We start from the raw sequence: 14777 nt of genomic DNA on the forward strand, positions 1-14777 counted from the left end.
GACTGGGTGATCTCGCGCCAGCGCGCCTGGGGCGTGCCGATCGCGGTGTTCGTGCGCGAGAAGGGCGACGGGACAGCCGAAATCCTGCAGGACGAAATCGTCAATCAGCGCATCGCCGAAGCCTTCATGGAAGAAGGCGCCGACGCCTGGTACATGGACGGCGCGCGGGAACGCTTTCTCGGCCCCCGCGCGGCTGAGGACTGGAAGAAGGTCGACGATATCTGCGACGTCTGGTTCGATTCCGGCTCGACCCACGCCTTCGTGCTGGAAGACCGCCGGCATTTTCCGCAACTCGGCGACATCGTCCGCAAGGTCGATGGCGGCACGGATACCGTGATGTATCTGGAGGGCAGCGACCAGCATCGCGGCTGGTTCCAGTCGTCGCTGCTGGAAAGCTGCGGCACCCGCGGCCGCGCGCCCTACGACGTGGTGCTGACGCACGGCTTCACGCTCGACGAGAACGGCCGCAAGATGTCGAAGTCGCTCGGCAATACCGTCGAGCCGCAGAAGGTGATGAAGGATTCCGGCGCCGATATCCTGCGGCTGTGGGTCTGCGCCACCGACTATGTCGACGACCAGCGCATCGGCCCGGAAATCCTGAAGAACACCATCGAGACTTATCGCAAGTTGCGCAACTCGATCCGCTGGATGCTCGGCACGTTGGCGCACTTCGCGCCCGGCGACCGCGTCGCGCACGCCGAAATGCCCGAACTGGAGCGGCTGATGCTGCATCAGCTCGCCGGCCAGGCCGCCATCGTGCGCAAGGCCTACGCCGAATTCGACTACAAGACCGTGGTCGCGAGCCTGTCGGCGTTCATGAACACCGAGCTGTCGGCGTTCTATTTCGACATCCGCAAGGACACGCTGTATTGCGACCCGCCGTCGTCGATGGCGCGCAAGGCGGCGCTGACCACGATCGACATCATCTGCGACTCGATCCTGAAATGGCTGGCGCCGGTGCTGAGCTTCACCACCGAAGAAGCGTGGCGGATGTACCGGCCCGACGCCGAGCCGTCAGTGCATCTGACGCTGTTCCCCGGGGAGTTCGCGGCATTCCGCGATGACGCGCTGGCGGCGAAATGGGAGACCATCCGCGACGTCCGCCGCGTCGTCACCGGCGCGCTGGAGCTCGAGCGCGCCGCCAAGACCATCGGCTCGTCGCTGGAGGCCTCGCCGCTGGTCTACGTCTCCGATCAGAACATCTTCAACACGCTGTTCGACATCGATCTCGCCGAAGTCTTCATCACCTCGAATGCGATGGCGACCAATGACGACGCGCCGGCCGGTGCATTCCGGCTGAACGAGGTGCCCGGCGTCGCCGTGGTGGTCGAGAAGGCCGTCGGCACCAAATGCGCGCGGTCGTGGAAGATCTCCACCGATGTCGGCGCGGACGCCGAATATCCCGACGTCTCGCCCCGCGACGCCAGGGCGCTGCGGGAATGGAAGGCGCTGGGGGTGAGTGTGTAGTCTCCTGTTAGCGAAATACTGTATCGTCGTCCCTGCGAAAGCAGGGACCCATAGTCCCGGGCGCCCGAGGTGAATAAGAGACGATGATCGGCGACCTTCCAGCCCAGCAATGGCACGGAGTATGGGTCCCCGCGTTCGCGGGGACGACAGCGTGTTTTGTGGCGACGGGCGGCGCATGACCCCCCACCTCCGCACCGGGATCATCGCCGCGGTCGCCGCGCTGGTGCTCGATCAGGCCTCAAAACTCTGGCTGCTGTTCGTGTTCGACATCGCCCATCGCGGCGCGGTGAGGGTTACGCCGTTCTTCGACCTCGTGCTGGCCTGGAATGTCGGGATCAGCTTCGGCTGGTTCCAGAGCGACAGCCAGTGGGTCCAGGTCTTGCTGATGCTGATCAAGGCGGTGGCGGTGCTGGTTCTGGCGATCTGGATGGCGCGGTCGCAGACCCTGCTGGCGACGCTCGCCCTCGGCCTGATCATCGGCGGCGCCATCGGCAATGGCATCGATCGCTTTGCCTATGGCGCGGTGCTCGATTTCGCCCTGTTCCACCTCGATATCGGCGGAAAAACCTGGAATTGGTACGTGTTTAACCTTGCCGACGTGGCGATTGTTGCCGGGGTAACAGGCCTGTTGTATGATTCCTTCCTGGGAGTACCCGCCGCAAAAGCGCCCTGATCCCGGCTGATACGAGCCCTGCGGGCCGGAGCGGATTTGCGCGCCTCAAATCGGCGCCCCCGGCGGAAGAATTTTGAACAGGAACAGCGTGATGCGCGACACCGAAGCCAGCTTCCGGATTGTGCAGAACCCATCGGGAACCCGTTGGCCGGTCTCCTGGCCGATCTCTTGGCGGGGCCTGAAGCTCGCCGTCGCCATGCTGGGCATTGGCCTCGTGATTTCGGCAGGTGCGGCCCGCGCCGCTGACGACGACGAGGACGACAAGACCTTCGAAGAGAAGATCATCGAAGGCATCATGGCCGGTATCGGCGGCACCAACATGGAAAACCGCGGCATCGAGTACCGCGAGCGGTCGCCGCTGGTGGTGCCCCCCAAGCTCAATTTGCCGCCGCCGGCTTCCGCGGCGGCCGAGGCTCCCGCGCCGAACTGGCCGAAGGACCCCGACGCGCAGCGGCGCAAGGCCGCGGCCGCCAACCGCAAGAAAGACAACAAGGATCCCCGGGAAGCCTCCCGCATCCTGACCCCGGCGGAACTGGCCGCCGGCAAGACCGCCGCTCCCGCCCGCAACGGCAGCAGCGACCCGATCCAGCCCGGCGCGACCAACTCCAATGTGCTCCTGAGCCCGTCGGAGCTCGGCTACAAGGGCGGCTTCAGCGGCCTGTTCGGCGGCAGCAAGACCGAGACCGCGCCGTTCAAGGGTGAGCCGACCCGCGAAACGCTGACGCAGCCGCCGAGCGGATACCAGACGCCGTCGCCGAACTTCGCCTACGGCACCGGGCCGAAGGAAACGATGAACAAGGAATACAACCCGGCCGCCGGCAAATACGGCGAATAGGCGCTGGCTTAATCTATTGTAACCTCTCGGCTTCGTGACGCTCGCCGGTATTGTCCCGGTGTACGGTGCCGCGGCGTTATCCCGAACATTTCCGTTCGCGCTGCAAGCTTCTCATTTGCACGTATTCGACCGCAAAACCGGTACTCACTTTGCGGAATACGCGCCAGACAGGTCATGATGCCCGCACCCCGCTTTGCCGTTTCGCTCGCCGCCGCGCTGTTCCTTGCACTGGCATTTTCCGCAACCAGCGTTCGTGCCCAGACCACGGTGACGTCGGAGCGCCCCGCCACGTTCACGCTTCCCAACGGCCTGCAGGTCGTGGTGATCCCGGATCGCCGCACGCCGGTGGTCACTCACATGATCTGGTACAAGGTCGGCTCCGCCGACGAGACGCCCGGCAAGTCCGGCCTCGCCCACTTCCTCGAACACCTGATGTTCAAGGGCACTTCCAGGTATCCGGCCGGTGAATTTTCCAAGACCGTGCTTCGGGTCGGCGGCAACGAGAACGCCTTCACCTCGACCGACTACACCGGCTATTTCCAGCGCGTACCGCGCGAGCAGCTGGCCAGGATGATGGAATTCGAGGCCGACCGCATGACCGGCCTGATCCTGAGGGACGAAAACGTGCTGCCGGAGCGCGACGTCGTGCTCGAGGAATTCAACATGCGGGTTGCCAACAACCCGGATGCGCGGCTGACCGAGCAGATCATGGCGGCGCTGTATCTCAACCATCCCTACGGCCGCCCCGTGATCGGCTGGCGCCAGGAAATCGAGAAGCTCGACCGCGAGGACGCGCTGGCGTTCTACAAGCGCTTCTATGCGCCGAACAACGCTATCCTGGTGATTGCCGGCGACGTCGAACCCAGGGAAATCCGCGCGATGGTGGAGCGGACCTATGGCGACATCCCGGCACAGCCCGCCATATCCGCCCATCGCGTCCGGCCCCAGGAGCCGGTGCCGGCAGCCCCGCGCACCGTGACGCTGTCCGATCCCAGAGTCGAACAAACCAGCGTGCGGCGCTATTATCTGGTGCCCTCCGCCAACACCGCCGCGGCGGGCGAAAGCGCCGCGCTCGACGTGCTCGCGCAATTGATGGGCAGCGGCTCCAACTCCTATCTCTATCGCGCGCTGGTGATCGACAGGCAGCTCGCGGTCAGCGCCGGCGCCGGCTACCAGGGCACCTCGCTCGATGCGACGCAGTTCGTGATCTCGGTGTCGCCGAAGCCGGGCGTGGAGTTTTCGCAAATCGAGCAGGTGATCGACGGCGTGATCGCGGATGTCGGGCAGAACCCGGCACGGTCGGAGGATCTCGAGCGCGTCAAGACCCAGCTGATCGCCGAAGCGATCTACGCCCAGGACAACCAGGCGACGCTGGCACGCTGGTACGGCGGCGCGCTGACCTCCGGCCTCAGCATCGACGATATCCGAAGCTGGCCGGACCGCATTCGCGCCGTCACCGCCGAACAGGTCCGCGACGCCGCGCAAAAATGGCTCGATAAAAAGCGATCGGTGACAGGCTACCTGATCAAGGATGCCACGCCGAAACGCGAGGAGAAGCGTTCGTGAACATTTTCGTGACTTCGTTCGGGTCCACCCGGCGTGTTGCCTTCGCGGCGGCTGCCTGCCTGGCGCTGGCGCCGATGCCTTCGCAGGCCGCGGCCAAAATCCAGCATCTGATTTCGCCGGGAGGCATCGAAGCCTGGTTCGTGCAGGATGCCACCGTACCGCTGATCGCGATGGAATATGCCTTCGGCGGCGGCGCGACGCAGGACCCGGCCGACAAGCCCGGCGTCGGCAACATGGTCGCCAGCCTGCTCGACGAAGGTTCGGAAGATCTCGATTCCAAGACCTTCCACGAGCGGCTCGAACGCCGCGCCATCGAGCTCAGCTTCTCTTCGACGCGGGATTATTTCCGTGGCAGCCTGCGCATGCTCAAGGATAGCAAGGACGAGGCTTTCGACCTGCTGCGCAAGGCGGTGACCTCGCCGCGCTTCGAGAGCGCCGATGTCGAACGTATCCGCGCCCAGATCAACTCGGGCCTGCGGCGCGAGACCTCCAATCCCTCTTCGCTGGCCAGCCGCAAGTTCCTGCAACTCGCCTTCGGCGACCATCCCTATGGCCGCCAGGCCAACGGCACGCTGGAAAGCGTGCCGAGGATCGATACCGCCGACATGAGGGATTACGTCCGCCGCGTGCTGGCGAAGGATACGCTGCGAATTGCCGTGGTCGGCGATGTCGACCCGGCCACGCTCGGCCAGCTGCTCGACAAGACCTTCGGCGGATTGCCGGCCAGGGCCAGCCTGACGCCGGTCGCCGAGGTCGAAGCCGCCAAACCGCCGCAGCGCGCCTTCATTCCGCTCGACGTGCCGCAGACCGTGGTGACGTTCGGCGGCCCCGGCATCAAGCGCAACGATCCGAATTTCATGGCCGGTTATGTCGTCAACCACATTCTCGGCGGCGGCGGGCTGTCGTCGCGGCTCTACCGCGAGGTCCGCGAGAAGCGCGGCCTGGCCTATTCCGTCAATGAATCGCTGTTGTGGATGAATCGCTCCGCCATCTTCATCGGCACCACCGGAACCCGCGCCGACCGCGCCGGCGAAACCGTCGACGCCGTCGAGAAGGAAATCCGTCGCATCGCCGAGGAAGGCCCGACCCAGCAGGAACTGGACGAGGCCAAGTCCTATCTCAAGGGCTCGCAGATGCTGGCGCTCGACAGCTCCTCGAAGCTGGCCTCGGCGCTGCTGCAGTATCAGCTCGACAAGCTGCCGATCGACTACATCGAGAAGCGCAACGCCATCGTCGACGCCGTGACGCTGGATGACGCCAAGAAGGCCGCCAGCCGATTGTGGGGGCAAGGCCTGCTCACCGTGATCGTCGGCCGCGCCCCGCAGGCCGCCGCCCAGCCGGCATCGGTGACGGCGCCCAAGGCGAACTGAGCCGCATTTCCACGCATCCGTGTCCCGGACGCGGTGCAGCGCCTCTTTGGCGGTGCGCCGCAGAGCCGGGACCCATGTCTTCGTTCCAGGCATGGACCCCGGATCAGCAGCGCATCGCTACGCGCTGCGCAGCATCCGGGGAACGCTTCCGTCGTCCTTCAGCGCCACATACAAACCCGCTATCCTGTCCGCGTCCGATTCCCGCTGGGGGAATATCCGGCTCCGGTGACGCCATGCTGCGGATTTCCCGCGACCTTTCGATCGACGAGAACGACATCGAGATCACCTTCGTCCGCGCCTCCGGCCCGGGCGGGCAGAACGTCAACAAGCTCTCGACCGCCGCTCAATTGCGCTTCGACACCCGCCGGATCACGCTGCCGGAAGATGCCGCGTTGCGGCTGAACCGGATCGCCGGCCAGCGTATGACCAAGGACGGCGTGATCGTGATTCACGCGCAGCGCTTCCGCACCCAGGAGCGCAACCGCGCCGACGCCACCGACCGGCTGCTCGAACTGTTGCGCGAGGCGATGGTGCGGCCGGTGCCGCGCCGCGCCACCAAGCCGACCTTCGGATCGAAGCAGCGCCGGCTCGAAGGCAAGAAGCGCCGCAGCGACGTCAAGTCCAAGCGCGGTTCCGGCGGATTCGACGACTGAGGGTCCGATAACAGCGGGGAGAGTTTTGGAGTTTCGCCTCTGCGGCCTCCCCTCACCTTTCAAAAACCCGTAAATTACGGCCTCATCCAACGAGTCGCCCATGCCCGTCCGCCAGCTCCCCGAACAGATCGTCAACCGCATCGCCGCCGGCGAAGTGGTCGAGCGTCCGGCGAGCGTGGTCAAGGAACTGGTGGAGAACGCCATCGACGCCGGCGCCAGCCGGATCGATATCTTCACCGATGGCGGCGGGCGGCGGCGGATCGGCATCACCGACGACGGCAGCGGCATGACCTATGCCGATCTGGCGCTGGCGGTCGATCGCCACGCCACCTCCAAGCTCGATGACGAGGATCTGTTGCGGATCCGCACGCTGGGGTTTCGCGGCGAGGCGCTGCCCTCGATCGGCGCAGTCTCGAGACTCGGCATCACCACCCGCCACCTCGGCGAACCGCATGCCTGGTCGCTGGCGGTGGAAGGCGGCGCGAAATCCGCGATCATGCCGGCCGCCCTGAGCCAGGGCACCCGCGTCGAGGTCAGCGATCTCTTCTATGCGACGCCGGCGCGGCTGAAATTCCTCAAGACCGACCGCACCGAGGCGGAAGCGATCCGCGAAGTGGTGCGGCGTCTGGCGATGGCGCGGCCCGATATCGCCTTCACGCTGGCAGGCGAGGAACGCGCGCCGGTGACCTGGGCCGCCGCTTTGCCCGGCGCCGCCGGCAGGCTGACGCGGCTCGGAGATATCCTGGGCAGCGATTTTCGCGCCAGCGCCATCGAGGTCCGCTCCGAGCGCGACGGCGTGGCGGTCGAAGGCTTTGCCGCCGCGCCCTCGCTGACCCGCGCCAACGCGCTCGGGCAATATCTGTTCGTCAACGGCCGGCCGGTGCGCGACAAGCTGATCATTGGTGCTGTGCGCGCCGCCTATTCCGACTATCTGCCGCGCGACCGCCATCCCGTGGTGGCGCTGTTCGTGACGCTCGATACCCAGGAAGTCGACGCCAATGTGCATCCGGCCAAGACCGAGGTCCGGTTCCGCAATGCCGGTCTCGTTCGCGCGCTGATCGTGCACGCGCTGAAGGAAGGCCTCGCCCGCGAGGGCAAGCGCACCGCCGCCAACAGCGACGGCGCCGCCCTGGCTTCGTTCCGCCCGTCATTCGCGCTGCGTCCGGGCAATTGGGACTGGCGGCGCTCGCCGGCCTATCCAACGGGACCCATGCCAGGCTTCGAGGGATCGGCGGCGACCACGTTCGCCGAGCCCGGACAGGCCGCCTTCGATGTCGGCACGCCGACGGCGGACGTGCGGTTTCAGGAAGCGCCATCCGCCGATCTGCTCGACCGCCCGCTGGGTGCTGCGCGAACGCAGATTCACGAAACCTATATCGTGTCGCAGACCCGCGACGGCCTCGTGGTGGTGGACCAGCACGCCGCGCATGAGCGCATCGTCTATGAGAAGCTCAAGGCCTCGCTGGCGCGCAACGGCGTGCAGCGGCAGATCCTGCTGATCCCGGAGATCGTCGAACTCGACGAGGCAACCGTCGAGCAACTGCTCGATCGCGCGGTCGAGCTGGCGACGTTCGGGCTGGCGATCGATTCCTTCGGCCCTGGTGCTGTCGCCGTGCGCGAGACGCCGTCGCTGCTCGGCAAGGCCAATGCGGGCTCGCTGCTGCGCGACCTCGCCGAGCACATGGCGGAATGGGATGAAGCGCTGCCGCTGGAACGCCGCCTGATGCATGTCGCGGCCACCATGGCCTGCCACGGCTCGGTCCGCGCGGGACGCATCCTCAAGCCGGAAGAGATGAACGCGCTGCTGCGCGAGATGGAAGACACGCCGAATTCAGGCCAGTGCAACCACGGCCGTCCGACCTATGTCGAATTGAAGCTGAGCGATATCGAGAAGCTGTTCGGGCGAAGGTGAGCGGGGGGCCGACCAAAAAGTGCGAAAACAACCCCATGCACAGTAAGAACATCAAGGCCGAACAGGTACTTAGCCAAATCGTAAAAAACGCAAACAAGGTATCATAACACCTCTTTCAATCCAGCTCTTCGCCTTCTGGCGCTGCTTCCCCACCTCAACTGTCATCGCCCGACTTGATCGGGCGACCCAGTATCCAGAGACGTCAGCGATTCAACCGAAAAGCCGCGGCGTACTGGATCCCCGCATCCGCGGGGACGACGAGTTAGGGTTGGGCGGGCACTTCGCCAAATCGCAAAAACGTAAACTCCGTATCGTCATACGCCCGCCGCTCCAGCTCCTCGAAACCCTCCGGCGCGGCGAAGCCCGCCGCCTTGTGCTCCTCCACCACCAGCAGCGCGCCCGGCGTCAGCCAGCCGCCGTCGCGCAGCGCGGCCAGTGATTTTTCGGCCAGCTTCATGCGGTAGGGCGGATCGAGGAACACCAGCGAGAACGGCTCCATCGGATGCGCCGGGCCGGGATTGGTGGCGTCGCGGCGATACACTTTCGTGACGCCGCCGAGGCCCAGCGCCTCGACGTTGTTGCGCAGCAGCGCCCGCGCCTCGGCGCCGTTGTCGACGAACAGCGTGAACGCCGCACCGCGCGACACCGCCTCGATGCCGAGCGCGCCGGTACCGGCGAACAGGTCGAGCACACGCGCGTCCTCGATCGGGTCGTCATAGGCATGGATCAGGATGTTGAACAGCGACTCGCGCAGGCGATCCGCCGTCGGCCGGATGTCGTTCGACGACGGTGACGCGAGATTGCGGCCCTTCAGCCGTCCGCCAACGACGCGCATTACGAGTTCTCGTCATGCCCGGGCTTGTCCCGGGCATCCACGCCTTGAAGCTGCCGGCACAAGGAAGACGTGGATGGCCGGGCACAGGCGAGCGGAAGCGACGCCGTCCTTTGGACGGCTATGCCCGGCCATGACGGCCTGTTGGTTATCGCAATCGGCTCAGCCATCGAACTCTACTCGTCCCGCGGCTTCAGATCGCGCTTGCCGTGGTAGCCGCGCTGCGGACGGCGCGGCGGGCCGTAGCCACCGGCTTCGGCTTCGTTGCGGGCGCGGGCTTCTTCGCTGCCGGTGCGCTGCACCAGCACGCGGCGGCCCTTGCGGTCGGCGATCAGGCCGCTCTTGCCGGCCGGCTTGAACGGCTTCTTGCCGCGCGGCGCGTCGTCATCGTCAGACTTGGCGTCGGATTTGCCGCCGGCATCGCCCGGCATCGGCCGGTTGAAATCCGCGCCGGCGAGTTCGGCGATCTTCTCGCCGAGCTGTTCGCGCAGCACGCGGGTCTTGACCTCCTCGACCTCGCCTTCGGGCAATTCGCCGAGCTGGAACGGACCGTAGGAGATCCGGATCAGGCGGTTCACCTCGAGCCCGAGATGCGCCATCACGTTGCGGACTTCGCGGTTCTTGCCTTCGCGGATCGCGAACACCAGCCAGACATTGGCGCCCTGGTCGCGCTCCAGCGTCGCATCGATCGGACCGTATTTGACGCCGTCGATCTCGACGCCCTTTTTCAGCGCATCGAGCTGGCCCTGCGTCACCTCGCCATGGGCGCGGACGCGATAACGCCGCAGCCAGCCGGTGTCCGGCAGTTCCAGCGCGCGCGCGAGGCCGCCATCATTGGTCAGCAGCAACAGGCCCTCGGTGTTGAAATCGAGACGGCCGATCGAAATCAGCCGCGGCAGGCCTTCCGGCAGATTGTCGAACACCGTCGGCCGTCCTTCCGGATCGGCATGGGTGGTCATCAGGCCGCGCGGCTTGTGGTACATGAACAGCCGCGTGCGCTCGCGCGGCGGCAACGGCTTGCCGTCGATGGTGATGGCGTCGTTCTCGGTGACGTCGAGCGCCGGCGAATTGATGACGCGGCCGTTGACGCTGACGCGGCCCTGCACGACCCATTCCTCGGCGTCGCGGCGCGAGGCGAGGCCGGCGCGCGACAGCACCTTGGCGATGCGCTCGCCGGATTTCTTTTCGCGCGGCGGACGCGCGGCGCGCTTTTCGAACTCCGGCTTGCGCTCTCGGTATTCGCCGCGGCCGCCGAAGGCCGGACGTTTGGCAAAAACCTTGCTGTCGTCTTCGTTATCGCGGCGCGGACGCTCACCGGGTGACTCGCTGCGCGGATGCTCCTGCCAGGAGCTGCCGCCCTCGCGGGGACGATCGAATTTCGGACGCTCGCGCTGTGGACGATCGGCAAAAGCCCGATCGCCACGGGGACGATCACCCTGCGGACGGTCCTCGCGCGGGCGGGAAAAGCGCGGACGTTCCGCGCCGCCTTCGCGCGGCTTGTCGAAGCGCGGCTTGTCGAAATTGCGCGCGCCGTCGCGGGACGGACGGGAATTGCGGCCGGCATGGTCGGGCGAAGACGCATCGCGCTTCTGCCACGGCTTCGACTCGCCTCGATCCGAACCACGGTCGGGGCGGCTGCCGAAATCCTTGCGCGGACCCCGATCCCCACGGTCGCCCTTGCGATCCGGCGCGCCGCGCGAAAACTTCTTGTCGCCGCCGAACTTTCGCTCGGGACGGTCACCGCGCGGACGGTCACCATCGCGCGACGGCCGCGCGCTATAGGGACGATCGCCCTGCGGACGGTCGCCACGCGGCGTATAGGGCCGCTTCTCAGCCCCACCCTCTCGCGGCGTATACGGCTTCTTGTCGCCGAACTTGCGATCGGAAAAACGCGCCGCCGGGCGGGCATCGCCACGATCGCCGCGCGGGGTGTAGGGACGCTTCTCGCCCCCACCGGCGCGATCATCGCGATTGAAACGCGGGCGCGGCGCGTCACCATTGCGGCGCGGCGGCGGGCCTTCGCGCTTGCCGGCATAGGGCTTGCCCGGGCCGGAATAGGGTTTCTTGCCGTAGGATTTGGCGCCGTCGGGTTTTCCCGCATAAGGGCGCCGCTCGCCCTCGGGCTTGGGAGCATCGCTCTTGCCGGCAAAGCCGCGCTTGGCGAATTTCTTCTCGGGACCCCGGGCGGCGCCGGAGCGGCCCTTGCCGCCGGTAGGGCGATCGCGCCGGCCGCGGGAATCGTTGTTTTTGTCGTTGTCGCGGGGCATGAATGTCTCTCGTATTCAATGAAATGCGGTCAGACGGATGTGGACGGGCTGTCATAGCGAGTACGCGCGCGCGCTTGGCTCAAGGCGCATTGTCACGCAAAACCGGCATCCACTTTTGCTGAATGCGGCTCTCATAGCAGGTTTCTTCCGATGATACGAGGCATGACCGTCCCTTCTTTCATGGATTTGGCGCTGAAAACGGCCAAAAACGCCGGAAAAGCCGGCGAAGTCCCGATCGGATGCGTGATTGTCCGGGGGTACGAGGTGATCGCCACCGCGGCCAACCGGACCCTGACCGACCGCGATCCGACCGCGCACGCCGAAATCCTGGCGCTGCGGCAGGCCGCCGATGCCATCGGCACCGAGCGGCTGGTCGATTGCGACCTCTACGTCACGCTGGAGCCGTGCACGATGTGCGCCGGCGCGATCTCGCTGGCGCGGATCCGGCGGCTGTATTACGGCGCGTCCGACGCCAAGGGCGGCGCGGTGGAATCAGGCGTGCGGTTTTTTGCGTCGCCGACCTGCCATCACGTGCCGGAGGTTTATTCGGCGGTGGGCGAGACCGAGGCGGCGACGCTGTTGAAGGATTTTTTCAAGGTGCGGAGGTGATGGTCCTTCGCCTCTCCCGCTTGCGGGGGAGGCCGACGCGCGAAGCGCGGCGGGTGGGGGCTCTCTCGACTTACGCCGGCGCCCGCTGAGGCGCCCCCACCCCAACCCTCCCCCGCAAGTGCGGGAGAGGGGGCGCACCGATGACGTGTCGAATAGTGTCGTTCACGACTCCGCAAAAAATTCCTTCAACATCCTCGCCGTCGCGTCCGGATTCTCTTCCGTCAGAAAATGGCCGCTATCGACCGGCGCGCCGCGCACATTGGTGGCCCAGTTCTTCCAGGTATCGAGCGGCGTCGCCGCGGCACTTGCGATGCCGGCGTCGCCCCACAGCGCCAGCATCGGGATGGTGATTTTCTTGCCGGCGTCACGATCGGCCTTGTCGATCTCGAAATCCGCATAAGCGCCGGCGCGATAGTCCTCGCACATCGCGTGCAGCCGCGACGGATCGCGAAACGGGGCGAGGTAATGCTCCAGCGCGCGCGGATCGATGTCGTCGAGATTTTTCGATTTGGTCTGGCTCGCCATCTTCTGCTTGAGGAAGAAATCCGGGTTGCTTCCGATCAGGGTTTCCGGCAGCGGGAACGGCTGCGCCAAAAAAGTCCAGTGATAGATTTTCAGCGCATAGAGCCGGTTCATCCGCTCCCAGTAGTCGAGGGTCGGCAGGATATCCAGCACCGCCAGTTTCGAAAGACGGCCGGGATGATCGAGCGCGAGTCGATAGGCGACGCGGCCGCCGCGGTCGTGGCCGGCGAGCCCGAAATGCACATGGCCGAGCTGCTCCATCGCCTCGATCAGGGTGTTGGCCATCGCGCGCTTGGTGTAGGGCGTGTGGTCCTTGTCGCTCTCCGGCATATCCGACCAGCCATAGCCGGGCAGGTCCGCGATGATCAGCGTGAACCTGTCCGCCAGTTGCGACGCGACGCGGTGCCACTGCACATGGGTCTGCGAAAAGCCGTGCAGCAACAACAGCGGCGGGCCCTTGCCGCCGACGCGGGCGAAGATGCGGCCCGCTCGCGTGTTGATCCATTCGGCGGAATAACCGGGAAACAAGTCGGCGAGATCGGGCATGTAAGCACTCCATGCACGGCGGCGGCCTTGCTTCAAACTTTGTTTGCCGTTGCCGCTGGCGCGTGGCGGGTTTATGCCATTCGCCAAGCTCACTCAGCAAGAACAACCGAGGAAACGCCATGTCGATCGATTTCGAGATTCCGGCCGAAGCCAAGGCGATCCGCGAGAAGGTCCGCAAATGGGTGCACGACGAGTGCATTCCCGCGGAAAAGGAACTCGACACCAAGCCGCTCGCCGAGGTGCTGGGCCCGCTGCGCAAGAAGGCCCGCGCGCAGGGCCTGTGGTGTCCGTGGGTGCCGAAGGAATATGGCGGCATGGGCCTCGGCCCGCTCGCCAACGCGCTGGTGCAGATGGAGCTCGGCGAGAGCATGCTCGGCGCGCTCTCGATGAACACGCAGGGGCCCGACGACGCCTCGATGATGACGATCCTCGCCCACGGCACGGAGTATCAGAAGGAGAAGTTCCTGAAGCCGCTGCTCAACGGCGACAAGCGCATCTGCTTCTCGATGACCGAGAAGGCGGCCGGCGCCGACGCCACGGGCATGCAGACCACGGCGGTGAAGGACGGCAACGAGAACTACATCCTCAACGGCGAGAAATGGTTCTCGTCCTCCGCCAGCGTCGCCGACATGGCGCTGGTGGTGGCGAGAACCGACCCGAACGCGCCGCGCCACAAGCAACATTCGACCTTCATCGTCGAACTGCCGAACCCCGGCTACATCATCAAGCGCAACGTCGCCAACATGGCGATCGAGGGCCCGCATGACGACATCCTGCATGGCGGTCACTCCGAGATCGAAATCAGGGATCTGAAGGTGCCGGCCGACAATCTGCTCGGCGGCGAAGGCAACGGTTTCAATATGGGCCAGCATCGCCTCGCCTATGGCCGGCTGCGTCACGGCATGCATAATGTCGCGAAAGCGCAGCGCGCGCTCGACATGGCGGTCGCCCATATCACGACGCGCTCGACGTTCGGCTCGCTGCTGTCGGACCGCCAGGGCGTGCAGTTCATGCTGGCCGATTGCGCCAGCGAACTCTATATCGGCCGGCTGATGCTGCTGCACATCGCCTACAAGGCGGAAAAGGGCCAGGACATCCGGCAGGAAAACTCGATCGCCAAGATCTTCCACGCCCACATGGTGCACAAGGTGATCGACACCGCGATCCAGCTGCACGGCGCGCTCGGATTTTCCCAGGATACGCCGCTGGCGAAATGGTACACCCAGGTGCGTTCGCAGCGGCTGGTCGACGGCCCCGACGAAGTGCACAAGTGGAAGATCGGCAAGAACGTCATCAAGGCGTTCAAGGAGCACGGCACCACCGCGAGTGCGGCGGGCGGGGATTTGCTCTGACGTGATGCGTAGGGTGGGCAAAGGCGCGCTTGCGCCGTGCACACCATTCAAATGCGATGCCGATGGATGGTGGGCACGGCGCGAAGTGCGCGCCTTTGCCCACCCTACGAGACGTCGTCATTGCGAGCGAAGCGAAGCAATCCATTCTTTCTTTACGCCGCACGATGGATTGC

General features: G+C 65.7%; 12 protein-coding genes. 9 read left to right on the forward strand and 3 right to left on the reverse strand.

Annotated features, from left to right (window positions below):
• The 7 genes from Q7U29_RS13080 to mutL form a co-directional block, all read left to right on the forward strand.
• A partial coding sequence (locus Q7U29_RS13080) for a class I tRNA ligase family protein (protein ID WP_304742011.1) occupies nucleotides 1–1467 on the forward strand: 1467 nt, incomplete at its 5' end.
• 175 nt (nucleotides 1468–1642) lie between these two features.
• The gene (lspA, locus tag Q7U29_RS13085) at nucleotides 1643–2140 is read left to right on the forward strand and encodes a signal peptidase II (protein WP_304742013.1); all 498 of its coding nucleotides are present in this window, start codon (nucleotides 1643–1645) and stop codon (nucleotides 2138–2140) included.
• A 91-nt stretch (nucleotides 2141–2231) separates the two neighbouring features.
• Nucleotides 2232–2975, forward strand: a complete 744-nt coding sequence (locus tag Q7U29_RS13090; protein ID WP_304742015.1) for a hypothetical protein — start codon at nucleotides 2232–2234, stop codon at nucleotides 2973–2975.
• Between the two features lie 174 nt (nucleotides 2976–3149).
• The gene (locus Q7U29_RS13095; protein ID WP_304742017.1) at nucleotides 3150–4541 is read left to right on the forward strand and encodes a pitrilysin family protein; all 1392 of its coding nucleotides are present in this window, start codon (nucleotides 3150–3152) and stop codon (nucleotides 4539–4541) included.
• 2 nt (nucleotides 4542–4543) lie between these two features.
• Nucleotides 4544–5911 (forward strand): pitrilysin family protein, encoded by a 1368-nt coding sequence (locus Q7U29_RS13100; protein ID WP_304742141.1) that lies wholly within the window; start codon nucleotides 4544–4546, stop codon nucleotides 5909–5911.
• A 233-nt stretch (nucleotides 5912–6144) separates the two neighbouring features.
• Entirely contained in the window at nucleotides 6145–6564 is a 420-nt protein-coding gene (gene arfB / locus Q7U29_RS13105) for an alternative ribosome rescue aminoacyl-tRNA hydrolase ArfB (protein WP_304742019.1), read from the forward strand.
• 100 nt (nucleotides 6565–6664) lie between these two features.
• Nucleotides 6665–8476 carry a DNA mismatch repair endonuclease MutL gene (mutL, locus tag Q7U29_RS13110; RefSeq protein WP_304742021.1) on the forward strand — a complete coding sequence of 604 codons (1812 nt, stop codon included), beginning with the start codon at nucleotides 6665–6667 and terminating at the stop codon, nucleotides 8474–8476.
• A gap of 262 nt (nucleotides 8477–8738) precedes the next feature.
• Here mutL and rsmD read toward each other — a convergent pair whose 3' ends face one another.
• Nucleotides 8739–9311, reverse strand: coding sequence for a 16S rRNA (guanine(966)-N(2))-methyltransferase RsmD (gene rsmD / locus Q7U29_RS13115; protein WP_304742022.1), 573 nt, complete (start codon nucleotides 9309–9311; stop codon nucleotides 8739–8741).
• Between the two features lie 173 nt (nucleotides 9312–9484).
• Complete coding sequence (locus Q7U29_RS13120) at nucleotides 9485–11575, reverse strand: pseudouridine synthase (protein WP_304742024.1); 2091 nt, start codon at nucleotides 11573–11575, stop codon at nucleotides 9485–9487.
• Nucleotides 11576–11725: 150 nt separating this feature from the next.
• Here Q7U29_RS13120 and Q7U29_RS13125 point away from each other — a divergent pair, with 150 nt between their 5' ends.
• Nucleotides 11726–12184 carry a nucleoside deaminase gene (locus Q7U29_RS13125; RefSeq protein WP_304742026.1) on the forward strand — a complete coding sequence of 153 codons (459 nt, stop codon included), beginning with the start codon at nucleotides 11726–11728 and terminating at the stop codon, nucleotides 12182–12184.
• A 162-nt stretch (nucleotides 12185–12346) separates the two neighbouring features.
• Here Q7U29_RS13125 and Q7U29_RS13130 read toward each other — a convergent pair whose 3' ends face one another.
• The gene (locus Q7U29_RS13130; protein ID WP_304742028.1) at nucleotides 12347–13252 is read right to left on the reverse strand and encodes an alpha/beta fold hydrolase; all 906 of its coding nucleotides are present in this window, start codon (nucleotides 13250–13252) and stop codon (nucleotides 12347–12349) included.
• 119 nt (nucleotides 13253–13371) lie between these two features.
• Between Q7U29_RS13130 and Q7U29_RS13135 the strand changes: the two genes are divergently transcribed.
• Complete coding sequence (locus Q7U29_RS13135) at nucleotides 13372–14604, forward strand: acyl-CoA dehydrogenase family protein (protein WP_304742030.1); 1233 nt, start codon at nucleotides 13372–13374, stop codon at nucleotides 14602–14604.
• Nucleotides 14605–14777 lie beyond the last annotated feature (173 nt).

Origin of the sequence: Bradyrhizobium sp. (genome assembly GCF_030654605.1) — a bacterium.
GTDB lineage: Bacteria > Pseudomonadota > Alphaproteobacteria > Rhizobiales > Xanthobacteraceae > Bradyrhizobium.

Coding starts and splice junctions, on each gene's coding strand:
- lspA (WP_304742013.1), top strand. CDS start 1,643: ATGACCCCCCACCTCCGCACCGGGATCATCGCCGCGGTCGCCGCGCTG.
- Q7U29_RS13090 (WP_304742015.1), top strand. CDS start 2,232: ATGCGCGACACCGAAGCCAGCTTCCGGATTGTGCAGAACCCATCGGGA.
- Q7U29_RS13095 (WP_304742017.1), top strand. CDS start 3,150: ATGATGCCCGCACCCCGCTTTGCCGTTTCGCTCGCCGCCGCGCTGTTC.
- arfB (WP_304742019.1), top strand. CDS start 6,145: ATGCTGCGGATTTCCCGCGACCTTTCGATCGACGAGAACGACATCGAG.
- mutL (WP_304742021.1), top strand. CDS start 6,665: ATGCCCGTCCGCCAGCTCCCCGAACAGATCGTCAACCGCATCGCCGCC.
- rsmD (WP_304742022.1), bottom strand. CDS start 9,311: ATGCGCGTCGTTGGCGGACGGCTGAAGGGCCGCAATCTCGCGTCACCG.
- Q7U29_RS13120 (WP_304742024.1), bottom strand. CDS start 11,575: ATGCCCCGCGACAACGACAAAAACAACGATTCCCGCGGCCGGCGCGAT.
- Q7U29_RS13125 (WP_304742026.1), top strand. CDS start 11,726: ATGATACGAGGCATGACCGTCCCTTCTTTCATGGATTTGGCGCTGAAA.
- Q7U29_RS13130 (WP_304742028.1), bottom strand. CDS start 13,252: ATGCCCGATCTCGCCGACTTGTTTCCCGGTTATTCCGCCGAATGGATC.
- Q7U29_RS13135 (WP_304742030.1), top strand. CDS start 13,372: ATGTCGATCGATTTCGAGATTCCGGCCGAAGCCAAGGCGATCCGCGAG.